This is a genomic window from Rhodoferax sp. GW821-FHT02C08, assembly GCF_059421805.1.
This window is the reverse complement of the sequence record NZ_JBWKVR010000006.1, coordinates 301,202-325,406: the sequence shown is the minus strand read 5'-3', so window position 1 is coordinate 325,406 and position 24,205 is coordinate 301,202. Positions and strand designations below refer to the sequence as shown.

The window sequence follows — 24,205 nt, the reverse complement described above, 5'->3', positions numbered from 1 at the left end:
AAAACATCTCTCCTGCCACTTGCCTTTGCGAAGCTCTGGGGAGATTTAACTTGCAACAGCTAATTCAGACATAGCCTATTTTTAAAAATTCCCGGCCAGTCTGTTCAGCGCTTTCCGCCGAAGATGCCGCCCAACACGCCGCGCAGAATCTCCTGGCCCATCTTGGTGCCCATGGTGCGTACGGCGGACTTCATCATGGTCTGCGCCAGGCCGTCGTGCCGGCCACCACGCGGGCCGGTGCTGCCGAACAGGATGTCGTTCAGTCCGCCCATCACGCCACCCAGGGCGCTGTTGCCGGTTGCCGTTGGTGCGGCCTGGCCGGGCAGGGGAGCGCTGCCGGCGGGGGCTGTGCCAGCGGCAGAGGCATTCGCCGCCGTGGTTTCTGTGCGGCCCTTGAGCTTTTCGTAGGCCGATTCGCGGTCCACGAGTTTCTCGTAGACGCCGGCCACCAGCGAGCCCTGCAGCAGCGCCTGGCGCTGCTCGGTGCTGATCGGGCCGAGCTGGCTGCCAGGCGGCAGCACGAACACGCGCTCCGTCACACTGGGCCGGCCCTTTTCGTCCAGCAAGCTGACCAGGGCTTCGCCCACGGCCAGCTCGGTGATGGCGGCTTCGATGTCCAGGCCGGGCTTTTGTCGCATGGTCTGGGCCGTGGCCTTGACGGCCTTTTGGTCGCGCGGGGTGAAGGCGCGCAGCGCGTGTTGCACGCGGTTGCCCAGCTGGGCCAGCACCGAGTCAGGGATGTCCAGCGGGTTTTGTGTCACAAAGTACACGCCTACGCCCTTGGAGCGCACCAGGCGCACCACCAGCTCGATACGTTCCACCAGGGCCTTGGGCGCCTCGTTGAACAGCAGATGGGCTTCGTCGAAGAAGAACACCAGTTTCGGTATTTCGGGGTCGCCAATTTCTGGCAACTGTTCGAACAGCTCGGACAGCATCCACAGCAGAAAGGTGGCGTACAGGCGCGGCGAATTCATCAGTTTGTCGGCGGCCAGGATGTTGACCACGCCCTGGCCATCCACTGTTTGCATGAAATCGCTGATGTTCAGCATGGGCTCGCCAAAGAACTTGTCGCCGCCTTGCGACTCGATCTGCAGCAGGCCGCGCTGGATGGCGCCTACGCTGGCGGCCGACACATTGCCGTACTGGGTGGTGAATTCGCTGCTGTTATCGCCCACGTACTGCAGCATGGCGCGCAGGTCTTTCAGGTCGAGCAGCAGCAGGCCGTGGTCGTCGGCGATCTTGAACACCATGTTCAGCACGCCGCCCTGGGTGTCGTTCAGGTTCAGCATGCGGCCTAGCAGCAGCGGGCCCATGTCGGACACGGTGGCACGCACTGGGTGGCCTTGTTCGCCAAACACGTCCCACAGCGTGGCGGGGCAGGCCAGGGATGCGGGCTGGTTGATGCCGCGTTCCTTCAGGATGCCGGCCAGCTTGTCGCCGATGCGGCCGGCCTGGCTGATGCCGGTCAAGTCGCCCTTGACGTCGGCCATGAACACCGGCACGCCGATCTTGGAGAAATTTTCGGCCAGGGTTTGCAGGGTGACGGTCTTGCCGGTGCCGGTGGCTCCGGTGATCAGGCCGTGGCGATTGGCCAGGGCAGGTAGCAGTTCGCAGGTGGTGGTGGCGTTTTTGGCAAGAAGAATAGCGTCGGCCATGGGGGTGCGTCCTGGACAGGAATGGGGGCGGTGGGAAAGTAAAATCGCGCCAGTAGATTAAATCAAACTAGAAGGACTTTACGTGGCTGGTCACAGTAAATGGGCGAATATTCAGCACCGCAAAGGTCGCCAGGATGAGAAACGCGGCAAGATCTGGACGCGCGTGATCCGTGAAATCATGGTGGCCGCCCGTTTGGGCGGCGGCGACCTGAGCATCAACCCGCGCCTGCGCCTGGCGGTTGAAAAGGCCAAGGCGGCCAACTTGCCTGCGGACACCGTCAAGCGCAACATCGAAAAAGCCACCGGCACGCTGGAAGGCGTGAGCTACGAGGAAATCCGCTACGAAGGCTACGGCATCGGCGGCGCTGCCATCATCGTGGACACCATGACCGACAACCGTGTACGTACCGTGGCCGAAGTGCGCCACGCGTTCAGCAAGCATGGCGGTAACATGGGTACCGAAGGCTCGGTGTCGTTCCAGTTCAAGCATTGCGGGCAATTTGTGTTTGCTCCGGGCACGGACGAAGACAAGGTGATGGAAGTCGCGCTGGAAGCCGGCGCCGAAGACGTGATCACTGACGAAGACGGCGCCATCGAAGTGTTGACCGCCTACACTGATTTTGAAAAGGTCAAGCTGGCACTGGATGCGGCTGGGCTCAAACCCGAGGTGGCCGAAGTCACCATGCGGGCCGAAAACACCATAGAACTGGATGGCGAAGACGCCGAAAAAATGCAAAAACTACTGGATGTGCTCGAAGACCTGGACGATGTCCAAGAAGTCTTTCACAACGCTGCCCTATGAAAGTTCTCGTAATTGGCGGCGGTGGCCGTGAACATGCGCTGGCATGGAAGATGAATGGCTGCGAACGTGTGTCCCAGGTGTTTGTTGCGCCGGGCAATGGCGGTACAGCGTTGGACAGCCAACTGATCAATGTACCCATCAATGACGTGCAAGCCTTGCGCAAATGGGCCCAGACTGAGGGCATCGCCCTGACCGTTGTCGGCCCCGAAGGCCCGCTGGCGGCTGGTGTGGTGGACGAGTTCCGCGCCCACGGCATGCGTATTTTTGGCCCGACCAAGGCCGCCGCCCAGCTGGAAAGCTCTAAGGCTTTCTCCAAGGCCTTCATGCAGCGCCATGCGATCCCCACGGCCGAGTTCGAAACCTTCTCCGACCCCGTGGCGGCCCACGCCTATGTGGACAAGATGGGCGCGCCCATCGTCGTCAAGGCCGACGGCCTGGCCGCCGGCAAGGGTGTGGTGGTGGCGCAGACGCTGGCCGAGGCCCATGAGGCGGTGGACTTCATGCTGGTCGACAACACCCTGGGGGTGAGCCACAACGAGGGTGGCGCGCGGGTGGTGATTGAAGAGTTTCTGGCTGGCGAAGAGGCCAGCTTCATCGTCATGTGCGACGGCAAGAATGTGGTGCCGCTCGCCACCAGCCAGGATCACAAGCGTCTGCTGGACGGTGATGAAGGGCCGAATACTGGCGGCATGGGCGCGTATTCGCCCGCGCCCGTGGTCACAGCCGATGTGCACGCACGTGCCATGCGCGAAATCATCTTGCCCACCATCAAGGGCATGGAAAAAGACGGCATCACCTTCACCGGCTTTTTGTACGCCGGCCTGATGATCGATGCCAAGGGCAAACCCAAGACGCTGGAGTTCAACTGCCGCCTGGGCGACCCCGAAACCCAGCCGCTGATGATGCGCCTGAAGTCCGATTTGTTTGAGGTGCTGTGGGCTGCCACAGAACCCGGCCCGCATGGCAAGCTGGACCAGATCAGTCTGGACTGGGACCGCCGCATTGCGCTGGGCGTGGTGCTGGCCGCACACGGTTACCCGCTGAATCCGCGCAAGGGTGACGCCATTACCGGCCTGCCCAAGAACAGTGACGACACCGTGGTGTTCCACGCGGGCACCACCAAACAGGGCGACGTGGTGTCCACCTCGGGTGGCCGCGTGCTGTGTGTGACCGTGTTGGCCGACAACGTCAAGCTGGCGCAACAGCAGGCATATGAAGCCACGCGTGGCATCCACTTTGACGGCATGCAATACCGCCGGGACATCGGCCACCGCGCCGCACGCACTTGAGCTCCGGCCCGGACTTGGCCGTCGCTATGCGCGACTATCTGCTGGGCTTGCAGTCCAGCATCACCGGCCGTATGGCCGCACTGGACGGCGGTGCGTTTCTGTCGGACGCATGGGAAAAACCGCCGGGCGAGCCATTGCAGGGTCGGGGTATCACCCAGATACTGGAGAACGGTGGGGTGCTGGAGCGTGCGGGTTGCGGCTTCTCGCACGTGCGCGGGCCCAAGCTGCCGCCTTCTGCCACCCAGCATCGGCCGCAACTGGCCGGCGCACCTTTCGAGGCCATGGGCGTGTCCCTGGTGTTTCACCCGCGCAACCCCTATGCGCCCACGGTGCACATGAATGTGCGCATGATCGTGGCCTCGCCCGCTGATGCCGCCCCGGTCTGCTGGTTTGGCGGCGGCATGGATTTGACGCCGATCTACGGCTTTGAAGAAGACGCGGTGCACTTCCACCGCAGCTGCCAGACGGCTCTGGCGCCGTTCGGTGACGACAAATACCCGCGCTTCAAAAAATGGTGCGACGAGTATTTCTACCTCAAGCACCGGCAGGAAGCGCGTGGCATTGGCGGCGTGTTTTTTGACGATTTTTCCGAGCTGGGGCAAGACCAGAGCATGGCCATGACGCAGGCCGTGGGTTCGGCGTTTCTGGACGCGTATGTACCTATCTTGCAGCGCCGCAAGGACATGCCGTATGGCGAGCGCGAACGGGCCTTTCAGTTGTACCGGCGCGGCCGCTATGTGGAGTTCAACTTGGTGTGGGACCGCGGCACGCATTTCGGGCTGCAGTCGGGCGGGCGCACCGAGTCCATTCTGTTGTCCATGCCGCCGCTGGCCAGCTGGTCCTACCAGCACCAGCCGGAAGAGGGCTCTGCTGAAGACGCGTTGGCGCGCCACTTTCTGCCGCCGCGAGACTGGGTGTGAGCGCAGCTTTACGAAGAATAGGCGTGTTTGGCGGTGCGTTCGATCCGCCGCACAACATGCATCTGGCGCTGGCGCGTACAGCGCTGCAGCAGCTGCAGCTGGATGCCTTGTACGTGTTCCCCACCGGCCATGCCTGGCACAAGTCGCGCACCCTGAGCCCGGCCGTGCACCGGCTAGCCATGGCTCAATTGGCCTTTGGCGACATCCCCAAAGTGGTGGTGGACCCGCGCGAAATTCAGCGTGAAGGGCCAACCTACACCATAGACACTTTGAACGAATTGCGTGCCGAGCAGCCCCAGGCGGAGCTGTTCCTGTTGATGGGCGAAGACCAGGCTGCGCGCCTGCCCAGCTGGCATGGTTGGCGGGATATTGTCCAGGCTGCTATAATTTCGGTAGCTTTGCGCGCAGACAACACAAGCGCAAGCGGTCCATTTACGCCTGAATTTGTTTCTGAGAGTCTGCCGCCAGGGCGCTTTCAGGCGCTGCACCTGCCGCCCATGGCGCTGAGTGCCACCGACATTCGACACCGCGCAGCAACATCTCAGGGGATAGCCCATCTGGTCCCCGAAGGCGTGGCGCGCTATATTGACCAACACCATCTCTACCAAGCAAATCGATGACCACCTCTGCCCAATCGGAAACTGTCGCCAAAAAAGACACCCAAAAACTCCAACGCGCCATCGTCGATGGTCTGGAGGATGTCAAAGCGGTAGACATCGTGGTGTTTGATACCGAAGGTCTGTCCGCGCTGTTTGAGCGTGTGATCATCGCCTCGGGTACTTCGAACCGCCAGACCAAGGCCCTGGCCTCCAGCGTGCGCGATGCCGTGCGCGATGCAGGCTTTGCGAAGCCGCGCACCGAAGGCGAAGCCAATGGCGAGTGGATCATCGTGGATTGCGGCCGCGCTGTGGTGCACATCATGCAACCCGCGATCCGCCAGTACTACCACCTGGAAGAGTTGTGGGGCGAAAAGCCGGTGCGCCTGAAGCTGGGTTCGGCCAAGCCGCTGCCCAAGGCCGAAGAAGCCAAGCCTCCGGTCAAGGCCCCAGCCAAAAAGACGCCAGCCAAGAAGCTGTCGCCCGCAGCCGCCAAACGCGCCAGCAAGATCGCCGCACGCGAACATGCAGAAAGCCTGCTGGCGCCCGAGCGTCCTGTGCTGGATGCTCCTAAAAAAGCAGCAAAGAAAACGGTGGCAGCACCTGCAGCCAAGAAGGCCGTGCCAGCGAAAAAGGCCGTAGCCGCCAAGGCGCCTGCTAAAACTGCAGCCAAGACCGTTGCCAAAGCACCCGCCAAGACGGCCGTGAAAACGGCGGTCAAGACCATCGTCATCAAGGCGCCGATCGAAACCGTGAAGAAGGCCGCTGCCGCCAAACGCGCCGCGCCTAAGACACCCAAGGCTCCGGCCAAACGGGCTCCTGGCCGCAAGTAAATGAAGCTGGTGATTGTGGCCGTAGGCCAGCGCATGCCCGACTGGGCACAAACTGCCTACGACGACTACGCCAAACGCTTCCCGCCTGAGCTCAAGCTGGAGCTCAAGGCGGTCAAGACCGAGCCTCGGGGCTCCAAGACCCTAGAGACGATTTATGCGGCCGAGCGTGAGCGCATAGAAGCAGCCATCATGTCCAGCATCGGGCGCAATGCCCGTATTGTTGCCCTGGATGAACGTGGCACCACACTGACTACTTTGGCGTTGGCGGGTAAGCTCAAGACTTGGCAGTTGGAAAGCGATGACGTGGCGCTGGTGATTGGCGGCCCCGATGGGCTGGACCCGGCGTTTCGCCAGGCGGCGCATGAGCGCATCCGGCTGTCTGATTTGACCTTGCCCCATGCGTTTGCGCGGGTGCTGCTGGTAGAGCAGCTCTACCGGGCCTGGTCTGTCAACGCAAACCACCCCTATCACCGCGAATAGATACGATGCTGAACTGGTTTGAAAACCTGGTGCACCCCTACCCGGATGACACCCCCCAGCCGCCACCGAGCGGCTTTTTTCATTTTGTCTGGGTGTGCAGCAAAGGTGCGCGCAAATACATCCTGGCCATGACCTTGCTCACGGCCTGTGTGGGTGTGTTCGAGGCCCTGCTGTTCGCCATGATGGGGCGCGTGGTGGATTGGCTGGGCTCTGTGCCACCGGCTTTGTTGTGGACCCAGGAGCGTACGCATCTTCTGCTGCTATGCGCGCTGTTGCTGGGTAGCCCGCTATTGATTGCATTGCAGACCCTGTTCAAGCACCAGACCCTGGCGGCCAACTTCCCAATGATGCTGCGCTGGAAGTTCCACCGCCTGATGCTGGGCCAGAGCATGGGCTTTTACCAGGACGAGTTTGCCGGGCGCGTGGCCACCAAGGTGATGCAGACGGCGCTGGCGGTGCGCGATGTGTGCATGATCCTGGGCGATATTCTGGTGTTTGTGACTATCTACTTCGTCACCATGGTGGCGGTGGTCGGGAGCTTCGACGCCTGGCTTTTGCTGCCGTTCCTGGCGTGGGTGCTGCTGTACGCTGTGGCCATCCGTTATTTTGTGCCGCGCCTGTCGGGTGTCGCCAAAAAGCAGGCCGATGCACGTTCGCTGATGACCGGTCGTATTACCGACGCCTATACCAATATCGCAACCGTCAAGCTGTTCTCCCATGCGGGGCGTGAGGCTGGCTATGCGCGTTCAGCGATGCAGGATTTTCTACAGACCGTGCATCGTCAGATGCGCCTGGTCAGTGGCTTCGAGGTGGTGAACCACGTGCTGGGTATGTTGTTGATTCTGGCAACCGCCGGGGTGGCGCTATGGCTATGGACCCAGGGCCAGGTCGGTGTGGGTGCGGTGGCAGCGGCCACGGCCATGTCGCTGCGTCTGAATGGTATTTCGCACTGGGTGATGTGGGAGATGGCGTCGCTGTTCGAGCATGTGGGTACGGTGCAGGACGGCTTGAACACCTTGTCGCGCGTGCAGGCCGTACAGGATGCACCCCAGGCGCAGCCTTTGCGCGTGACGAAGGGCGAGCTGCGGTTTGAGAACGTGGACTTTGCCTACGGAGCCAAGGGTCCGGATGCGCGCAAGGTGATAGACCAGATGTCGCTGCACATCCGTCCCGGCGAGAAGATCGGCCTGGTGGGGCGCTCCGGTGCGGGCAAGTCCACCATCGTCAATCTGTTGCTGCGCTTCTATGATCTGGAGCACGGCCGTATTCTGGTGGATGGCCAGGATATATCGCAGGTGACCCAGGAAAGCCTGCGCGCGCAGATCGGCATGGTGACGCAGGACACATCGCTGCTGCATCGCTCGGTGCGCGACAACATTCTGTATGGCCGCCCGGACGCGACCGATGAGCACATGGTGGCGGCGGCGCGCCGTGCCGAGGCTTTTGATTTCATCCACACCCTGAGCGATCCCAGCGGCCGTAAGGGCTTTGATGCCCATGTGGGCGAGCGCGGTGTGAAGCTGTCTGGCGGCCAACGCCAGCGGATTGCGATTGCACGGGTGATGCTGAAAGATGCCCCGATTCTGCTGCTCGACGAGGCCACCAGTGCCCTGGATTCGGAGGTCGAGGCGGCCATCCAGTCCAGCCTGTACCGCCTGATGGAGGGCAAGACCGTAGTCGCCATTGCCCACCGTCTGTCAACCATTGCAGCCATGGACCGCCTGGTGGTGCTGGATAAGGGGCGCATCGTGGAAGTCGGGGATCACCGCAGCTTGCTGGAGGCTGGCGGCCTATACGCCCGGCTTTGGGCGCACCAGAGCGGTGGGTTCTTGGGTGAGGACGATGAAGATATCCTGCCTGCGTCTGCCTCTGCGGAGCCTCGGGCTGTTGTGCCTGCAAAGTAGCGGCGGCAAGAATGATTCAGAAATTTCGAATCATTCCAACAAATTGAGTGAACTTTTCGCCACGAACGGTTCCTAAAATGATCTTTACATTTTAAGAACCGGGTGCTTGAACCGCCCGGGGTTCACTACGATGCCCGTTTCTTCCGTACCCGCTGCCCAGGCTAAACAGGCCTCCACCTACACCGGCGTGGCAATTGCCCTGCATTGGATTCTGGCCCTGGCTTTGGCGGGCATTTTTGCCGTCGGCACTTATATGGTGGACCTGCCTTTTTCACCCGCACGGCTCAAGTTGTACAACTGGCACAAGTGGGCCGGCATCACGATCCTGACCTTGTCCGCTTTGCGCCTGCTGTGGCGCGCCACGCACCGCCCACCGGCCTTGCCTGAAGCCATGGTGCGCGGCATGCCTGCCTGGCAGCAGTGGGCCCACCATGCGACGCACGGCCTGATGTACGCGCTTTTTTTCGCGGTACCGCTGCTGGGCTGGGCCTATAGCTCGGCTACCGGTTTCCAGATCGTCGTCTTCGGGCAGATTCCGCTGCCGGATCTGGTGCCCGCCAGCAAGGAGTTGGCCGAGTTCCTGAAGCCTTTGCACCGGTTGTCGGCATGGGCGCTGTGTGCCTTGGTGGTGGTGCATGTGGCAGCCGCGCTGAAGCACCAGTTTGTAGACCGTGATGGTCTGATTTCCCGCATGTGGCCTGCCAAATCCTGATCTATCTTGATCTATCCGTCGCAGCATTGCTTTTTCTCATTTCGAAAGGTATCCATGTCCCGTCTATTGAATTTGTCGCTTGTTGCCCTGGCTTTGGGCTTTAGCTTGGGGGCTTATGCCGACCAGAAGCTGGTGCCGGCCGGAAGCGAAATTGTGTTCGTCAGCAAGCAGATGGGCGTGCCGGTAGAGGGGCGCTTCAAGAAATTTGATGGACAGGTTAGCTTCGATCCGGCCAAGCTGGATGCCAGCAAGATCAGCTTCACCGTGGACATGGCCAGCGCTACTTTGGGCGTGCCAGAAACCGACGCCGAGTTGCCAAAGCCGACCTGGTTCAACCTGGGCAAGTTTCCCCAAGCCAGCTTTGTTTCCAGCGGCGTCAAGGCGCTGGGTGGCGGCAAGTACGACGTTGCCGGCAAGCTCACCATCAAGGGCCAGGCCCGTGACGTGGTGGTGCCTGTGACCATGGTGCAGACCGGTGCCAATACCGTGGCCTCCGGCGTGCTACCGATCAAGCGCCTTGCCTTCAAGATTGGCGAAGGCGAGTGGGCTGATACCTCTATGGTTGCCGACGACGTACAAGTCAAATTCAAATTCAATCTGACGGGTGTAGGCAAGCTCTAAACCCGGCTTTTTTCTGTTTCCCGTTTCCTTAAACCACTCTTGAAAGAGAACCCATGCGCCACACTTTGCTCGCTCTTGCCGCTATCGCCACCCTGTCTGCCGGGGCTGCCCAGGCTGAGTCCGCAACCTATGCGATTGATCCAAGCCACACTTTTGTGACCTTTGAAATTGGTCATATGGGCACCTCGACCAACCGCGGTCGTTTCGACAAGAAGGAAGGCTCTGTCCAGCTCGACGTGGCTGGCAAGTCCGGCAAGGTGGATCTGACCATCGACGCGACTTCGCTGTCCACCGGTACCGCCGCGTTCAACAAGCATCTGCAAAGCGCGGACTTCTTCAACGTTGAGAAATTCCCGTCCATTACCTTCAGCGCCGACAAGTTCGTGTTCACGGGCGACAAGGTGTCGGAAGTGGTTGGCAGCCTGACCCTGCTGGGCAAGACCAACCCCGTGACGCTCAAGGCCAGCAACTTCAATTGCTACCAAAACCCCATGCTCAAGCGTGAAGTGTGCGGTGGCGACTTTGATACCACCATTCAGCGCAGCCAATGGGGCATGACCTGGGGCGCCAACTACGGCTTCCCTGACGCAGTGCACCTGATCGTCCAAGTGGAAGCCGTGAAGCAGTAATTCACAGCGTTCCCGTGAACAGCCCGCCCGTCAACGAGATGGGCGGGCTGTTCTTTTTTGGGCTATGCCTGCCGTGATAATCGTGCCATGACCGATTTCATCTACCTTGCTTCGCAAAGCCCTCGCCGCAGCCAGCTGCTGGACCAATTGGGGGTACGCCATGAACTGCTGCTGCCCGATCCGGACGAGGACAGCGAAGGACTTGAAGTTGCTATGAAAAACGAAGCGCCTGCAGCATATGTTCAGCGCGTGACAGGCCTGAAGCTTGATGCAGCTGTGGCGCGGTTGAAGCGCCGTGGCCTGCCCGTGGCGCCCATCCTGTGCTCGGACACCACGGTGACGTTGGGTCGCACGATTCTGGGCAAGCCGGCCGATGCCCAGGATGCGGCGCGCATGCTGTCCGCTTTGTCCGGTACCCGGCACCGCGTGCTGACGGCTGTGGCGTTGCAGCAGCGCCGCAAGCGGGTGCAGGCCCTGAGTGCCTCGCATGTCGATTTCGCCCCCATGTCTACGGCCCAGATCAAGGCCTATGTGGCCTCAGGTGAGCCCATGGGCAAGGCTGGGGCCTATGCGGTGCAGGGGCGGGCGGCAGGGTTTATCTCGCATATCCGCGGCAGCTATTCAGGCATCATGGGCTTGCCCATGTTCGAGACAGCCGAGTTGCTGCGCTCTCTGGGCTTTAAATTTTGACCAATCTGCCTATGCAACAAGACATTCTCATCAATTGGTCGCCGCAGGAAACCCGTGTCGCGGTGGTGGAGCACGGCTCGGTACAAGAACTGCATGTGGAGCGCACACTGGAGCGCGGTATGGTGGGCAATGTGTACCTGGGCAAGGTGGTGCGTGTGCTGCCCGGCATGCAGTCCACCTTCATTGATATCGGGCTGGAACGCGCGGCTTTCCTGCATGTGGCCGATCTGGCCAATGGTTTCGTGGGCCACAAGGCCCCCGAGCTGGATGCCAATGGTGTGGCCAAGCCGGCTGCGCCCGTGGTGCCTATCGAGCGCCAGGTGTTCGAAGGCCAAGCATTGATGGTGCAGGTCATCAAGGACCCCATCGGCACCAAGGGTGCGCGTCTGTCGGCGCAGATCAGCATTGCCGGGCGCCTGCTGGTGTTTCTGCCGCAGGACGACCATGTGGGTGTGTCGCAAAAAATCCCCTTGGCCCAACGTGAAGATTTGCGCAAGCGCCTGCAGGCGCTGGTGGGCGATGCGTCCACCGGAGGCGGCGGTGGCTTCATTCTGCGCACCAATGGTGAAGACGCCACGGATGAAGAGCTGGCCGACGACATAGCCTATTTGCGCAAGACCTGGGCGCGCATCAAAAGTGCCTCCGTGCGTTTGCCCCCTACGTCTTTGCTGCACCAGGATCTGAATTTGCTGCAGCGTGTGCTGCGTGACTTGGTCAGCGAGCAGACCCAGACCATACGCCTTGATTCGCGCGAACAGTTCGAGATGTTGCAGGCCTTTGGCAAGGAATTCATGCCGGCGGCGGTGGAGAAGCTGCAGCACTACAAGGGCGAGCGGCCGATCTTTGACCTGTTCTCCATCGACGAGGAAATCGCCAAGGCCCTGGGCCGGCGTGTGGAGCTGAAGTCGGGTGGCTACCTGATCGTGGACCAGACCGAGGCGCTGACCACGGTGGACGTGAATACCGGCGCGTTCGTTGGTGCGCGCAATTTCGACGACACCATCTTCAAGACCAATCTGGAAGCCACCCAGGCGATTGCCCGGCAGCTGCGCCTGCGCAATCTGGGCGGCATCGTGATCGTGGACTTCATCGACATGGCGCGTGAGGAGCACCGCGATGCTGTGTTGACTGAGTTCCGTAAGCAGCTGGCGCGTGACCGCGTGAAGACTACAGCCGGCGGTTTTTCGGCGCTAGGCCTGGTGGAGATGACACGCAAGCGCACCCGCGAATCGTTGGCGCACATGCTGTGCGAGCCCTGCGCCGTGTGCAGTGGCAAGGGCAGTGTAAAGACGGCGCGCAGCGTGACCTACGACATCCTGCGTGAAATTTTGCGCGAGGCGCGCCAGTTCAACCCGCGCGAGTTTCGCGTGGTGGCTTCTCCCAAAGTCATAGAGCTGTTTCTGGATGAAGAAAGCCAGCACCTGGCCGGCCTGAGCGACTTCATCGGTAAGCCCATCTCCTTGCAAAGCGAGGCTGCCATGGGGCAGGAACAGTACGACATCGTCCTTTTGTAGACCCATGCCCAGTCAACGCACCGCTAACCAGCAGCCCATCCCCATCCTGATGTACCACCAGATCGACGCGGCGCCGCCCAAGGGCGCGCCGTTTCGCAGCTTGGTGGTGTCACCGCAAAGCTTTGCACGCCATATGGCGCTGCTGAAGCTGCTGGGCTACCAGGGCCTGTCCATGCAGGCCTTGCAGCCCTACCTGACCGGCATCAAGACAGGTAGGGTGGTGGGCATCACCTTTGATGACGGCTATCTGAACAATCTGTACTACGCCTTGCCAGTGCTGCAGCGCCACGGCTTTTCATCCACTTGCTATGTGGTCAGTCAGCGCCTGGGCCAGACCAATGCCTGGGACGCCGAGATCGGTATCGCCCAGACGCCGCTGATGGACATAGCGCAGCTGCGCAGCTGGGTGGCCGGCGGCCAGGATGTGGGGGCCCATACCCGCCACCACGTGCGCCTACCGCAGCAGGATGCCGCCACCAGCCGCAGCGAGATCATGCTTTGCAAATCAGAACTGGAAGACGGCCTGGGTGTCACGGTCAACCACTTTTGTTATCCCTACGGGGAATACACGGCTGAGCATACGGAGCTGGTACAGGAGGCCGGTTTTTGCACCGCCACCACCACCCAGCGAAGCCGTTGCCTGGCGGGTGAAGACATGCTGCAGCTGCCGCGCGCCCCGGTAGCGCGCTCTACCAGCCTGCTGAATCTGTGGATGAAGCTGGGTACGGGCTACGAAGACCGCCGTCGCGCATGAGTGGCAAGCTTTCTCCCGGCATAGAGGCTGGCCGCAGGCTGCGCATTGCCGTGTTGAACCGGGTATTTGCCCCCGCCGGTGGTGGTGCCGAGCGCTATTCGATTGCGCTGGTGGAGCAATTGGCGCAGCGCCACGATATCCATGTGTTTGCCCAGACCATAGGCCATGCCATGCCTGGCGTGAGCTACCACCGGGTTTCTGCGCCATTCAAAAAACCCCGCTGGGTGAACCAGCTTTGGTATGCCATCGCCACCTGGTGGGCCACGCGTAAAGGTTTTGACGTGGTGCATTCGCATGAGAACACCTGGCATGGCCAGGTGCAGACCGTGCACGTGCTGCCGGTGCGGCACAACCTGTTCCATGAACGCCACGGCTGGCGGGCCGTACAGCGCGGGCTGCAAGTGCTGACCAGCCCACGGTTATGGGTCTATCTGGGTTTGGAATACTTGCGCTACCGGCCGAAGGCAGACAGGGCGGTGGTGGTCACTTCCAGTTCTTTGCACGGCACCATGGCTGCTTGTTATCCCGCTACCGTGCCCATGCTGCGGGTACTGACCCCGGGTGTGGCCGCTGTGCCTGGTGCGGCCAGTGATGTCACCAAGCAGCAAGCGCGTACGCAGCTGGGTTTGCCGTTGGAGGGGACTTGCCTGCTGCTGGTGGGCAACGACTACCGTAAGAAAGGCCTGCCAAGCCTGCTGCAGGCTTTGGCTGAACTGCCCTCCGAGGTGTTTCTGGTGGTCGTGGGCAAGCCGGAGCAGACGGCCGAATTCCGTGCGCGTGCCAGCAGTTTGGGTGTGGCGCAGCGAGTGTTCTTTCTGGGGGCCATGGACCAGGTTGACCCCGCCTACCAGGCAGCAGATGTACTGGTGCATCCCACGCTGGAAGACACCTTTGCCATGGTGGTGCTGGAGGCCATGGCCCATGGCTTGCCGGTCGTGGTCAGTGCCGAGCGCTACTGCGGCATAGCTGGCTTGCTGACGGACGGCGTGAATGTGTTGCTGCTGGATGATCCGCAGGATGGAGGTAAGCTGGGTGCCTTGTTAAGGGGGCTATTAGCCGACCCTTCGTTGCGTCAAAAGCTTGGGTCGGCCGCCATTAAGTTTGCCCAGTCCTATCAATGGCCCGAAATTGCAAGGATGCAAGAACGCATCTATCAAGAGCAACTTTCTTTGCGAGCAGGCTAGTCCCAATGCAACACACCGCCTTTGCATGTGCCATGCAGACTCATGCCGAACGCAGTCAGTTCTTCTCGCCCCCAGGTCCGCAGCTGATGTTTGCGCTGCATTTTCGTTAGCTTACGTGCTAACCAGGATTGGTTGAGCAGTCGGTGGTTGTAGCGGTATGCTAGATCGTCGCTTTGTTTCAAACCTCGCTCCAGTTTCATGGCCGATTGGGTGATAGAGCCAAAGTGGTGAATCCAGGACGCCCCCGTCGTGCCATGGGCAATGCCTGCACGGGCCATGTCGTGGAAGAATAAAGCATCTTCGTAGCCTAATAGCTTTGGCGTGGCGCGGAAGTAGCCAATGTCCATCCATACAGACTTATGGATGGCCAAGCACACGGCATGGCACCAGCCCTTTCGCAGTACATCTTGCATTTTTTGTCGAGCTTGTGGGGCAAAACTTTCGAAATCATAGTCCAGCGAACCTTCTACCATGGCAGGGGAGATGATGGCTAACCGTTGCTGTTCTGCTGTGTGGATCATGCCTTCAATCCAGTCTTTGCTGACCAGGATGTCGTTGTTCATGATGATGGTCCACTCGGCTTGCAGTGCCAATGCTCCTTGATTCCATGCCACACCACAGCCAAGGTTGTCGTGGTTAAAGATGCGTCCCCCCAAAGCTAGGCTTTGCAGGTATTCACGTGTTGAATCTCCAGAGCCATTGTCTACTACCACTAATCTATCCAATGGAGTGCCATGGCGTACCATGCTTTCCACGCATTTTTTCGTGTATTCCACTTGGTTGTAGCACGCGAAAGTGACGGCGTATTTATTCTTGTTCATATTGGGCGAGGGCTGATCCGCAAAGCATTGCGACTGTCATGGCATAAAAGCTGGCAATGTATTTCAAATCGAAAACTTCGGTGCTTATGCTGCTGATGAAGATACACATTACAAATACGAAACCAATGAGTGCATTGGCTTTATTGGTATTTTTTTGTGATTTAAGTGTGCGCAAAAAAATAATCAATGGAACTGCAAAAAGTGAGGCTGAGGCCACGAGACCAATAATTCCATAGCGAACCCCGTTGGTTACCAGTTCATTGTGGAAACCAGCAACAAGCGCGGTACTAATAGCTCCCTCTGACGCATAATCATATATGGTTGGAGGTAAGGATTTAATTAGATATTTTGTTTCTCCGTATCCTGAAAATGGATGGATTGAAAATAAATCCCAAGCAATTCTTAGAAAGGTAATTCTTAATCCAGTTGATGTATCTGGTGCAATACCATCAAGATGGTATTTGGCAATGTCATTTCCTGTTGAAAAAATGCGTTGCCCAACGGTGCTCAATGAGAAGCATATAAATATTGCTATTAGTGAAATTGCTATTGTTGCCAAGTATGCTGCATTTATTTTGATATTTTTCTTTTTTTGAAAAAATATAAAAGGTAAAATTAAAGGTAGGGCGGCCCATCCTGTTCTGCTGCCGGACTTAATGGATAAATATATTCCAATTAAAAATCCTGTTGTTTTAAGAGGAGTTAACCAATAAGTCTCTTTTTCGAATATTCGGATTGATGCTAGGCAAACTAAACTAAAAGTCAGTGCAATATAACCAAAAACCAGTGGATCTGCAAAGTATGTTGCCATGCGATCCGATCCCCAGCGCATGGGTTGATCAATGGCGTATTGTTGGATTAAGGTGATGGTTAATGAGAAAAATAATGAAAGACTCAGGTATTTTGTGGTATTCCAACGTGTTTTTAGTATGTATGCAAATATTGGAATTGCCATTAAAAATCGAAGAGGTGTGTCGAATTGTGCGGCATCAAATGATCCCCGTAGAAGTGAGCTTAGTGCAACAGAGAAAAATGGCAATAAGAAAGATGCAATAAACATCTTGGTCATGTTTTTGCTTGTGCAGTTTAGGTGCTCTTTGCGTGTTGAATAAGAAAAGACTATGCATAAAATTGCTGTTATTGCAAATATTATGTTGGTTAATCCTCTGATGGTTACTAAAAAAAATGGAGAAATAAATAGCAGGAAATTAATCAAAAAGATTAATTTCCTGCTTGGGGTGGCTGGTGAAGAGGGCGGGATAGACACGCGTGGGGGAAATGCTGTAGATATCAATTGGCGTCCACGTTATCATGCTTTGAGGTATCGGAATTGTGTAATCCCAGTTTGTAAAGCCGGGCATATGGCCCATCTTGGGCAATTAATTCTATATGTTTACCTATTTCTACGATTTTCCCTGCATCCATCACTACGATGCGATCAGCATGGTGGACAGTGGATAGTCGGTGTGCAATTACCAATGTCGTGCGGTTTTTCATCAACCGTTGCAGAGCGTCCTGCACTGCCCGCTCGGACTCGGTATCCAGCGCGGATGTGGCTTCATCCAAGATTAGTATTGGCGCATCCTTATATAGAGCTCTTGCAATAGCTAGCCGCTGCCTCTGGCCGCCTGATAACTGGGTTGCATTGTGGCCGACTACGGTGTCAATCCCGTCCGGTAGTTCGGCTATTAGTCGGTCAAGGTTGGCATCAACGAGGCAGCGAAGCACCTTGTCTCGGTCGATTTCCAATCCTAGTGCTACATTGAAGGCGATGCTGTCGTTGAGCATGACTACATGCTGGCTGACCAGTGCGAACTGGCTTCGCAGAGCATCCAGTCGCCAGCTTTGCAAGTCGTGTCCATCCAAATCGATTTGGCCGGAACTGGGATCTAGAAAGCGAGGCAAAAGGTTGACCAGCGTGGTTTTTCCTGCGCCCGATGCGCCAACTAAGGCTACGGTTTCACCAGCGTGTATCGATAGGTTAATGCCATCCAGAGCGGGTATGGGGTGCTCACCAAACTGCACCGTTATATTCACGAAATGAATGTGGCCTTGCACTTTTTCCGGGGCATAGTTGCCGCCGCGTTCATCTGGTGTGGCTTCCATGAGGTCCAATCCGCGTTCAATCGCCGCCAGTCCTCGGGTGATGGGAGCCGCAACTTCGGATAGGTGTTTGATTGGCGCCACCAGCATTAACATGGCGGTGACGAAAGCAACGAATCCACCGACTGACGGTCCTCCATGCGCGCTTTGCACCAACGCAATTGAGATCACGGCGGACAGCGCAACGGCTGTCATCATTTGCGTTATAGGCGCCATGGCGGAGGAGGCAGCCGTGGATTTCATCGACAACCTCAGCAGGGTCTTGCTCAGGTTTTCAAATCGGTTGCGCTGTAGGGTTTGTGCTGCATGTAGACGTATATCGCGGCTGGCTAGTACGTTTTCCTCCACTACATAAGCTAGCGAATCGGTGGCAACCTGGCTGGCTTTGGTAATTTGAAACAAGCGTTTGGAAAGCACTTGCATAACCCAGGCGACCGCGGGAATTAATGCCACTACGATCAAGGTTAATTTCCAATTCAGATACATCAAATAGGAAGCGAGCGCAAGTACAGTCAAGCTGTCGCGCACGGTGCCCATTAGTGAATTTACTAGCAGATAAGAGCCATTTTGAACCTCATAGACCACGGTATTGGCAAGGGAGCTGGAAGAGTTGCCCGTAAAAAGGGATAGTTGCCCTGTAGTTACCTTGGAAAACATGGCTTTGCGCAGAGTCATTAATCCCAGATTGGTGACTTTGGCGAGGGAGAGCGAAGCTGCGTAATTTGCGATACCTCGCAAGCCAAACAGCAATAGTAATGTTGCGGGTACTGTCCATATTTCCAGCGTGGCTTTCTGAAAGCCTTGGTCCAATAGAGGCTTGAGCAGTGCTGGAATCATTGGCTCGGTGGCTGAAGCCAAGATGGTGGCCAGGGCCGCCAGTATCCAATTGGAGCGTGAATTTTTGAAATAAGGCCAGATGCGCCGTAGCCGCTGCAGGATAGAGGTAGGTGTATTGGTCATATGGCATGGGGTGACGGGCTGAATTATCAGTGCATTTGCAGCTTCCAGCCAACCTGGCGCTGTGGGAGGTGGATGCAAAGGTATCGATTTATGTGGATAGCCACTTGGTATTTTCTGAAGCCGAAGTGCTATGCATAATGCTTGCTTATGTTCTACTTAAGAAATCTGTCTATATGGGGGAATTTTTTTAAGATTTTTTGTCCAATGGATTTCTCTAGTATGCTAATTTTTATGTAGGGAAAGCCTCTTGATATTAAGGCCTCTGCATGGTGTATCGTTGCATCGGTCTTTGAATTTTTCAAATCGCTGGTTGGGAAAATTGCTTCCACAGAATGGTTGTTTTTTTCAAAAAAACTCGTTAATCTTGTTTCGTAGAAATCTATGACCATTTGTTTATTTGGAAGTTGCCAGAGAGATGCGAGGTAGTTTCGCATTTTGGCATTTTTTAAAATTTTGGGGCCAATGACGAGAAAGAAGCTTTGTAAGTGAAATAATGGTTCTTGATTTGATGTTAGACCAATAATATCGGCATTTGAATTTCTTATTCTTTGAATCATTTCATTGAATAATGATTCTGATATGGGGCCTGATATGCTGTCGTTGATTAAATATAGCTTGTGAATGTTGGGGTTTTCTTGTAGGGTGGAATAGATGTGTGACCAAGCTCCGAAATCAAATCCAATATTTTCTCGTAGATATAAACCATGCAGATTTTGGGGCCAATCTGAAGTGGGCAGGGGTTGTTCGATGTGGTTGGTGTTGATGATGAGTATTACTTTAATTCCCGTGTTTATTAAATGCCGTATGTGATGCGCCACATGAGGTTTTATACATGGTTTGTCGGAGTAAGACACAAATAGGCATAGCTCAATCTGCTCAATCTGTGATGGAGGCGAAACTAAACACCGAAGTTCTGCATTTTTCGTTAACTGGTTTGGAGGGGCGGTAATGCATTGAACTAGCGCGTTATATTTTTCACTGATTTGTTGATATTTTTTTCTACTTACGTATCTTGAGGGTAATTTTTCTTTTCTCTTTTTATTTAGACTGCTGAAGAAATCTTTAATGGCTGTCATTTTTAATTTTATGTTCTATCTGCTGCTGTTGTGTTTTAATTGCGATGGATTTGATGTGTCGCCTGGGTTGTTTTGTATGTAAATAAAACCTGCAAGCTAAAGGGTTTCAGTGGGATGTGTTGTTGTCTCTTGCATCAATACGGTCTGCTATGCTCTAACAAACAGACATGTCAGTATTGTGATCACACCTAATCCTATATCCGTCTATATCATCGCTTTTAATGAGGCGGAAAAAGTGGCTGACGCCATCCGCAGTGTGGCCTGGGCAGACGAGATCATCGTAGCCGATTCACACAGTACGGATGACACCGTGCGCATCGCCGAGTCGCTTGGTGCACGGGTGGTGCAGATCGATTTTGAGGGTTTTGGCAAGCTGCGCAATGATGCCGTGGCTGCTTGTTCGCATGAGTGGGTGTTTAGCCTGGACTCGGACGAACGCTGCACACCTGAGGTCGCAAGTGAGATACAGGCCCTGGTGGCGCAGGCACAGGTTGACGTGTTTTTTGTGCCGCGCCGCAATTTCTTTTTGGGGCGTGAAATACGGCACTCGGGTTGGTACCCGAACTATCGCCAGCCGCAACTGTTTCGCCGTTCGCAAATGCGCTACGAGCCCAGTCCGGTGCACGAGGGCTTCGAGCTGACGCCCGGCGCCAGGCTTGGCTATTTGAAGTCCGCCATCTGGCAATTGCCCTTCAAGGACCTGGCTGAAGTGGTGGCCAAGATGAACCGCTATTCGTCCCTGGGGGCGACAAAGCGGCGTCAGTCTGGTTCCAGTTACGGCAAGGCTTTGAATCACGGTATCTGGGCCTTCTGGAAGCATTTCCTGTTCAAGCGCGGTTTCCTGGACGGCTGGCCTGGGCTGGTGATTGCTTTTTCGTACTTTGAAGTAACCTTCTACCGCTACGCTAAGGCTGTGGAGCTGGAGCACCAGGCGAAGTGGTCTCAAGACTGGAAAAATGTCCTGAAGCGCTGATTGGGAACTATTTCTCACAAATACGAACCCACCTACCCCCTTGTCCATGAGATTCAAGACAACGCACTTATGAGTTCTGTTTTTTCGTTGAACCGTCGATCCTGTCTGGCCGCCCTGGCGCTGGTCGGGGCTGGCTCGGCATTTGCCCAGTTCCGTGTGGAGGTGTCAGGCGTGGGCTTGACCCAATTGCCTATCGCCATTGCCAGCTTCAAGGGCGACGACCAGTCTCCGCAAAAGATTGCAGCCATCGTGCAAGCCGATCTGGAGCGCAGTGGGCAATTCCGGGCGGTGGATGCCAGCGGAGCCAAACTGGATGAAACCACCCCGCCCGATGTGTCGGTATGGCGCCAGAAGGCTGCAGACTCCCTGGTGGCGGGTAGTGTGACTCGCTTGGCCGATGGCCGCTACGACGTGCGTTTCCGCCTTTGGGATGTGGTGAAGGCTAAGGACCTGATTGCGCAAAGTATCACCGTGCCGCAAGCCGATCTGCGCTTATCTGCGCACCGCATTGCCGATCTCATCTATGAGAAGCTGACTGGCGATCGCGGCGTTTTTTCGACCCGCATTGCCTATGTAACTCGTGCCGGCTCGCGCCATACTTTGTGGGTAGCCGATGCAGACGGCGAGAACAGCCAGTCGGCCTTAGCTAGCCCGGAGTCGATCATTTCTCCGGCCTGGTCGCCGAATGGTTTGCAACTGGCTTATGTGTCTTTCGAGGCCCGCAAGCCTGTGATCTACGTGCATGACGTTGCCACCGGTAAGCGCCGCTTGATTGCCAATTTCAAGGGCTCGAACAGTGCGCCGGCCTGGTCTCCGGATGGCCGCTCTTTGGCTGTGACGCTCAGTAAGGACGGAGGCTCGCAGATTTACGTGATTGATGCAAATGGTGGCGAGCCCCGGCGGCTGACTCAATCCAGCGGCATTGACACTGAGCCCCGGTATTCAGCTGATGGAAAATACATCTATTTCGTTAGTGATCGTGGCGGTGCGCCGCAGATCTACCGCATGCCCAGTAGCGGAGGCAATGCCGAGCGAGTAACCTTCTCGGGCAGCTATAACATTTCACCCAGCATCAGCCCGGATGGACGCTGGCTGGCGTATATCTCCCGCATCAATGGTGTCTTCAAGCTGCAAGTGATGGAGCTGAGCAGTTCCACCGTCACCAGCATCACCGATACCACTGCGGACGAGAGCCCCAGCTTTGCCCCCAATAGTCGATTGATCGTGTACGCAACCCAGCAGCAGGGGCGTGAGGCATTAATGACCTCTACCTTGGACGGAAAAATAAAGGCGCGTTTGGCTGGCCAGGCGGGCGATATCCGTGAGCCGGATTGGGGTCCGTTCATGAAGCCCTGAGTACGGTATTGACTTCATATTTAACGAGGAAATGGAAATGAAAAATTTGGTGTGGGCTCTTTCTTTGACGGCTGTGCTGGCCGGTTGCGCTTCGGGCGTCAAGCTGAACGATGTGCCGGTCGTGGACAAGAGCGGTACCGGTACCACCCAGGCTGGTAATGCTGGCGCGCAAGGTGATGCTTCGGCTGCCGGCGCGAGCAGCGTAGCTTCTGTGGATCTGTCCAAGTCGGCCAACGACGGTATCGGCCCGAATGGCGCGCGCATTGTGTATTTTGATTTCGATAGCTACGCGGTGCAGCCCAATGACCAGTCGGTGATTGAGTCGAATGCGCGCTACTTGAAGGCCGACAAAACCCGCCATGCCGTGGTGGAAGGTCATACCGACGAACGTGGTGGCCGCGAATACAACCTGGCCCTGGGGCAGAAGCGTGCAGAGTCCGTGCGCCGTGCCTTGGGTCTGCTGGGCGTGGCTGACACTCAGCTCGAAGCTGTGAGCTTCGGCAAGGAAAAGCCGGCCGTGATGGGCAGTGATGAAGCCGCCATGGCGAAAAACCGTCGCGCAGAGATCAGCTACCGATGACTCGCACTGCCAGACTTTCGACGGCCCCCGTGCGGCGTCTGGCCGTAGTGGCATGGGCTTGCTGCATGCTGCTTGCAGGCAGCGTCCACGCTGGGGTGTTTGACGATGACGAGGCCCGCAAAGCCATTCTGGATTTGCGCCAGCGCGTGGAAGCAAACCGCCTGGGGGTCGAGTCCTCGAACAAAAAGCTGGCTGAAGATTTGCAGCGAGCCAACGAAGACAACGCGCAGTTGCGGCGCAGCTTGCTGGATTTGCAGAGCCAGATCGACGCGGTACGCGCCGACTTGGCCAAGCAGCGTGGGCAGGATGAACAACTGGCACGTGACGTGGCGGATGTGCAGCGCCGTATGAAGGACCAGACACAGTCGGTAGATGACCGTTTGCGCAAGTTCGAACCGGCCAAGGTGACCGTGGATGGCAAGGAGTTCACCGCCGACCCCGCGGAAAGCCGCGACTTTGATGCCGCGCTGGCTATATTCCGCAAAGGTGATTTTCCTGCCGCGCAAACTGCCTTCCTGGGCTTCAACAAGCGCTATCCGCAAAGTGGTTACGGTACTTCGGTACTGTTCTGGCTGGGCAATGCCCAGTATGCGAACCGCGACTACAAGGAGGCGATTTCCAACTTCCGCGCCTTGCTGGCGGCGGCGCCTGACCATCTGCGCGCACCTGAGGCCGCGCTGTCGATTGCGAATTGCCAGATGGAGCTGAAAGACGCGCGTTCAGCTCGCAAGACACTGGAAGACCTGGTCAAGGTCTATCCCCAATCTGAAGCTGCATCGGCGGCCAAGGATAGGCTGGCCAAGCTCAAGTAAATGGATGCTGTAGATCTGGCACGGCGCTTCGGTGGCCTGGAACGCCTGTATGGCGTGCCGGGCGCTGCGCGCATTCGTGCCGCTCACGTGATGGTGGTCGGCATTGGCGGCGTTGGCTCCTGGACCGTGGAGGCGCTTGCGCGCAGCGGGGTAGGGCGCTTGACTCTGGTGGATCTGGACCACGTTTCTGAATCCAATATCAACCGGCAAATCCATGCCCTGGACTCGACCGTCGGGCAGGCCAAGGTATTGGCGATGCGTGACCGTATCGCCCAGATCAATCCAGGCTGCACCGTGCATTGCATCGAGGACTTTGTCGAGCCTGAAACCTGGTTGCAATTGCTGCCCGAAGGCGTGGATGCGGTGGTGGACGCCTGTGACCAGGTCAAGGCCAAGACCGGTATGGCGGCCTGGGCACGGCAGACCCGCGCCTGCTTCATCAGTGTGGGGGCAGCAGGTGGCAAGCGCCACGCGCACAAGGTGGATGTCGACGACCTGGCTTTCACCACGCACGACCCCTTGTTGGCGCAGCTGCGCTACCGCTTGCGCAAGGAACATGCGGCTCCGCGTGAAGGCAAAAAGATCGGAGTGACCTGCGTATTCAGCCGTGAAGCCGTCATGCCGCCCGATGCGTCCTGCGCGGTGGAGGGTGATGGCAGCCTGAACTGCCACGGCTATGGCTCGGTGGTCAGCGTCACGGCCACTTTCGGTCAATGTGCTGCGGGCTGGGTTTTGGACCAATTGGCACAGACTCTTGAGAAACCGGTAAAAACCACGCTATAATTTGAGGCTTCGCTACAAAGCGTAAATGCTTTTAGCTGGGACGTTAGCTCAGTTGGTAGAGCAGCGGACTTTTAATCCGTTTGTCGTGGGTTCGACCCCCGCACGTCCCACCAAAATTGTAAAAGCCCGCTATCCAAAAGATAGCGGGCTTTTTGCAT

The 24,205-nt window shown here is 57.2% G+C and carries 24 protein-coding genes and 1 tRNA gene; 20 read left to right on the top strand and 5 right to left on the bottom strand.

The annotated features are described in order from the left end of the window. Positions 1-104: 104 nt before the first annotated feature. Positions 105-1,655, bottom strand: coding sequence for a helicase HerA-like domain-containing protein (locus AC07VY_RS10475; protein WP_495097373.1), 1,551 nt, complete (start codon positions 1,653-1,655; stop codon positions 105-107). An 82-nt stretch (positions 1,656-1,737) separates the two neighbouring features. Between AC07VY_RS10475 and AC07VY_RS10470 the strand changes: the two genes are divergently transcribed. The 14 genes from AC07VY_RS10470 (at position 1,738) to AC07VY_RS10405 (ending at position 14,583) form a co-directional block, all read left to right on the top strand. Further along, positions 1,738-2,457: a YebC/PmpR family DNA-binding transcriptional regulator gene (locus AC07VY_RS10470; RefSeq protein WP_495097372.1), complete on the top strand. Its 720-nt coding sequence runs from the start codon at positions 1,738-1,740 to the stop codon at positions 2,455-2,457. Next, a complete protein-coding gene (gene purD, locus AC07VY_RS10465) occupies positions 2,454-3,746 on the top strand; it encodes a phosphoribosylamine--glycine ligase (RefSeq protein ID WP_495076500.1) in 1,293 nt (430 codons plus the stop codon). Before AC07VY_RS10470 ends, purD begins: the two co-directional genes overlap by 4 nt. 26 nt (positions 3,747-3,772) lie before the next feature. Next, positions 3,773-4,666 carry an oxygen-dependent coproporphyrinogen oxidase gene (gene hemF, locus AC07VY_RS10460; RefSeq protein WP_495097381.1) on the top strand — a complete coding sequence of 298 codons (894 nt, stop codon included), beginning with the start codon at positions 3,773-3,775 and terminating at the stop codon, positions 4,664-4,666. Beyond that, positions 4,657-5,286: a nicotinate (nicotinamide) nucleotide adenylyltransferase gene (gene nadD / locus AC07VY_RS10455; protein ID WP_495076549.1), complete on the top strand. Its 630-nt coding sequence runs from the start codon at positions 4,657-4,659 to the stop codon at positions 5,284-5,286. Before hemF ends, nadD begins: the two co-directional genes overlap by 10 nt. Next, complete coding sequence (gene rsfS / locus AC07VY_RS10450) at positions 5,283-6,095, top strand: ribosome silencing factor (RefSeq protein ID WP_495076501.1); 813 nt, start codon at positions 5,283-5,285, stop codon at positions 6,093-6,095. Before nadD ends, rsfS begins: the two co-directional genes overlap by 4 nt. Continuing rightward, entirely contained in the window at positions 6,096-6,575 is a 480-nt protein-coding gene (gene rlmH / locus AC07VY_RS10445) for a 23S rRNA (pseudouridine(1915)-N(3))-methyltransferase RlmH (RefSeq protein ID WP_490590233.1), read from the top strand. Between the two features lie 5 nt (positions 6,576-6,580). Beyond that, positions 6,581-8,479, top strand: coding sequence for an ABC transporter ATP-binding protein (locus tag AC07VY_RS10440; RefSeq protein WP_495097371.1), 1,899 nt, complete (start codon positions 6,581-6,583; stop codon positions 8,477-8,479). Positions 8,480-8,609: 130 nt separating this feature from the next. Continuing rightward, positions 8,610-9,191: a cytochrome b gene (locus AC07VY_RS10435; RefSeq protein WP_495097370.1), complete on the top strand. Its 582-nt coding sequence runs from the start codon at positions 8,610-8,612 to the stop codon at positions 9,189-9,191. A 54-nt stretch (positions 9,192-9,245) separates the two neighbouring features. Beyond that, positions 9,246-9,812 (top strand): YceI family protein, encoded by a 567-nt coding sequence (locus AC07VY_RS10430; protein WP_495097369.1) that lies wholly within the window; start codon positions 9,246-9,248, stop codon positions 9,810-9,812. A gap of 53 nt (positions 9,813-9,865) precedes the next feature. Then, positions 9,866-10,441, top strand: coding sequence for a YceI family protein (locus AC07VY_RS10425; RefSeq protein ID WP_495097368.1), 576 nt, complete (start codon positions 9,866-9,868; stop codon positions 10,439-10,441). A gap of 87 nt (positions 10,442-10,528) precedes the next feature. Then, positions 10,529-11,131 (top strand): Maf family protein, encoded by a 603-nt coding sequence (locus AC07VY_RS10420; protein ID WP_495097367.1) that lies wholly within the window; start codon positions 10,529-10,531, stop codon positions 11,129-11,131. An 11-nt stretch (positions 11,132-11,142) separates the two neighbouring features. Then, the gene (rng, locus tag AC07VY_RS10415) at positions 11,143-12,645 is read left to right on the top strand and encodes a ribonuclease G (protein ID WP_495097366.1); all 1,503 of its coding nucleotides are present in this window, start codon (positions 11,143-11,145) and stop codon (positions 12,643-12,645) included. Between the two features lie 4 nt (positions 12,646-12,649). Then, a complete protein-coding gene (locus AC07VY_RS10410) occupies positions 12,650-13,399 on the top strand; it encodes a polysaccharide deacetylase family protein (RefSeq protein WP_495097365.1) in 750 nt (249 codons plus the stop codon). Beyond that, a complete protein-coding gene (locus tag AC07VY_RS10405) occupies positions 13,396-14,583 on the top strand; it encodes a glycosyltransferase family 4 protein (RefSeq protein WP_495097364.1) in 1,188 nt (395 codons plus the stop codon). Before AC07VY_RS10410 ends, AC07VY_RS10405 begins: the two co-directional genes overlap by 4 nt. Here AC07VY_RS10405 and AC07VY_RS10400 read toward each other — a convergent pair. From AC07VY_RS10400 to AC07VY_RS10385, 4 genes are all read right to left on the bottom strand, one after another. Then, a complete protein-coding gene (locus AC07VY_RS10400; protein WP_495097363.1) occupies positions 14,580-15,404 on the bottom strand; it encodes a glycosyltransferase family 2 protein in 825 nt (274 codons plus the stop codon). The two genes, AC07VY_RS10405 and AC07VY_RS10400, sit on opposite strands and share 4 nt — an antisense overlap. After that, the gene (locus tag AC07VY_RS10395) at positions 15,391-16,473 is read right to left on the bottom strand and encodes an O-antigen ligase family protein (protein ID WP_495097362.1); all 1,083 of its coding nucleotides are present in this window, start codon (positions 16,471-16,473) and stop codon (positions 15,391-15,393) included. The genes AC07VY_RS10400 and AC07VY_RS10395 overlap by 14 nt, the downstream gene beginning before the upstream one ends. A 221-nt stretch (positions 16,474-16,694) precedes the next feature. Continuing rightward, positions 16,695-18,467: a lipid A export permease/ATP-binding protein MsbA gene (gene msbA / locus AC07VY_RS10390; RefSeq protein WP_495097361.1), complete on the bottom strand. Its 1,773-nt coding sequence runs from the start codon at positions 18,465-18,467 to the stop codon at positions 16,695-16,697. Positions 18,468-18,619: 152 nt separating this feature from the next. Further along, the gene (locus AC07VY_RS10385; RefSeq protein ID WP_495097360.1) at positions 18,620-19,543 is read right to left on the bottom strand and encodes a rhamnan synthesis F family protein; all 924 of its coding nucleotides are present in this window, start codon (positions 19,541-19,543) and stop codon (positions 18,620-18,622) included. 109 nt (positions 19,544-19,652) lie between these two features. On the opposite strand from AC07VY_RS10385, the gene AC07VY_RS10380 reads away from it, so the two are divergent. The 6 genes from AC07VY_RS10380 to AC07VY_RS10355 all read left to right on the top strand — a co-directional run bounded on the left by AC07VY_RS10380 (position 19,653) and on the right by AC07VY_RS10355 (position 24,160). Further along, positions 19,653-20,516 carry a glycosyltransferase family 2 protein gene (locus AC07VY_RS10380; RefSeq protein ID WP_495097359.1) on the top strand — a complete coding sequence of 288 codons (864 nt, stop codon included), beginning with the start codon at positions 19,653-19,655 and terminating at the stop codon, positions 20,514-20,516. A gap of 69 nt (positions 20,517-20,585) precedes the next feature. Continuing rightward, positions 20,586-21,872, top strand: a complete 1,287-nt coding sequence (tolB, locus tag AC07VY_RS10375; protein ID WP_495097358.1) for a Tol-Pal system beta propeller repeat protein TolB — start codon at positions 20,586-20,588, stop codon at positions 21,870-21,872. 37 nt (positions 21,873-21,909) lie between these two features. Then, positions 21,910-22,452: a peptidoglycan-associated lipoprotein Pal gene (gene pal / locus AC07VY_RS10370; protein ID WP_495076516.1), complete on the top strand. Its 543-nt coding sequence runs from the start codon at positions 21,910-21,912 to the stop codon at positions 22,450-22,452. A 65-nt stretch (positions 22,453-22,517) separates the two neighbouring features. After that, positions 22,518-23,264 carry a tol-pal system protein YbgF gene (gene ybgF / locus AC07VY_RS10365; RefSeq protein WP_495097357.1) on the top strand — a complete coding sequence of 249 codons (747 nt, stop codon included), beginning with the start codon at positions 22,518-22,520 and terminating at the stop codon, positions 23,262-23,264. After that, a complete protein-coding gene (locus tag AC07VY_RS10360) occupies positions 23,265-24,047 on the top strand; it encodes a tRNA threonylcarbamoyladenosine dehydratase (protein WP_495097356.1) in 783 nt (260 codons plus the stop codon). 37 nt (positions 24,048-24,084) lie between these two features. Continuing rightward, positions 24,085-24,160: transfer RNA gene (locus AC07VY_RS10355), tRNA-Lys, on the top strand. Positions 24,161-24,205: the final 45 nt, after the last annotated feature.

Bases quoted from the DNA above. Each gene is read 5' to 3' on its own strand.
- AC07VY_RS10475 (WP_495097373.1), bottom strand. From the start codon at position 1,655: ATGGCCGACGCTATTCTTCTTGCCAAAAACGCCACCACCACCTGCGAA.
- purD (WP_495076500.1), top strand. From the start codon at position 2,454: ATGAAAGTTCTCGTAATTGGCGGCGGTGGCCGTGAACATGCGCTGGCA.
- hemF (WP_495097381.1), top strand. From the start codon at position 3,773: ATGCGCGACTATCTGCTGGGCTTGCAGTCCAGCATCACCGGCCGTATG.
- rsfS (WP_495076501.1), top strand. From the start codon at position 5,283: ATGACCACCTCTGCCCAATCGGAAACTGTCGCCAAAAAAGACACCCAA.
- rlmH (WP_490590233.1), top strand. From the start codon at position 6,096: ATGAAGCTGGTGATTGTGGCCGTAGGCCAGCGCATGCCCGACTGGGCA.
- AC07VY_RS10440 (WP_495097371.1), top strand. From the start codon at position 6,581: ATGCTGAACTGGTTTGAAAACCTGGTGCACCCCTACCCGGATGACACC.
- AC07VY_RS10435 (WP_495097370.1), top strand. From the start codon at position 8,610: ATGCCCGTTTCTTCCGTACCCGCTGCCCAGGCTAAACAGGCCTCCACC.
- AC07VY_RS10430 (WP_495097369.1), top strand. From the start codon at position 9,246: ATGTCCCGTCTATTGAATTTGTCGCTTGTTGCCCTGGCTTTGGGCTTT.
- AC07VY_RS10425 (WP_495097368.1), top strand. From the start codon at position 9,866: ATGCGCCACACTTTGCTCGCTCTTGCCGCTATCGCCACCCTGTCTGCC.
- AC07VY_RS10420 (WP_495097367.1), top strand. From the start codon at position 10,529: ATGACCGATTTCATCTACCTTGCTTCGCAAAGCCCTCGCCGCAGCCAG.
- rng (WP_495097366.1), top strand. From the start codon at position 11,143: ATGCAACAAGACATTCTCATCAATTGGTCGCCGCAGGAAACCCGTGTC.
- AC07VY_RS10410 (WP_495097365.1), top strand. From the start codon at position 12,650: ATGCCCAGTCAACGCACCGCTAACCAGCAGCCCATCCCCATCCTGATG.
- AC07VY_RS10405 (WP_495097364.1), top strand. From the start codon at position 13,396: ATGAGTGGCAAGCTTTCTCCCGGCATAGAGGCTGGCCGCAGGCTGCGC.
- AC07VY_RS10400 (WP_495097363.1), bottom strand. From the start codon at position 15,404: ATGAACAAGAATAAATACGCCGTCACTTTCGCGTGCTACAACCAAGTG.
- AC07VY_RS10395 (WP_495097362.1), bottom strand. From the start codon at position 16,473: ATGACCAAGATGTTTATTGCATCTTTCTTATTGCCATTTTTCTCTGTT.
- msbA (WP_495097361.1), bottom strand. From the start codon at position 18,467: ATGACCAATACACCTACCTCTATCCTGCAGCGGCTACGGCGCATCTGG.
- AC07VY_RS10385 (WP_495097360.1), bottom strand. From the start codon at position 19,543: ATGACAGCCATTAAAGATTTCTTCAGCAGTCTAAATAAAAAGAGAAAA.
- tolB (WP_495097358.1), top strand. From the start codon at position 20,586: ATGAGTTCTGTTTTTTCGTTGAACCGTCGATCCTGTCTGGCCGCCCTG.
- pal (WP_495076516.1), top strand. From the start codon at position 21,910: ATGAAAAATTTGGTGTGGGCTCTTTCTTTGACGGCTGTGCTGGCCGGT.
- ybgF (WP_495097357.1), top strand. From the start codon at position 22,518: ATGCTGCTTGCAGGCAGCGTCCACGCTGGGGTGTTTGACGATGACGAG.
- AC07VY_RS10360 (WP_495097356.1), top strand. From the start codon at position 23,265: ATGGATGCTGTAGATCTGGCACGGCGCTTCGGTGGCCTGGAACGCCTG.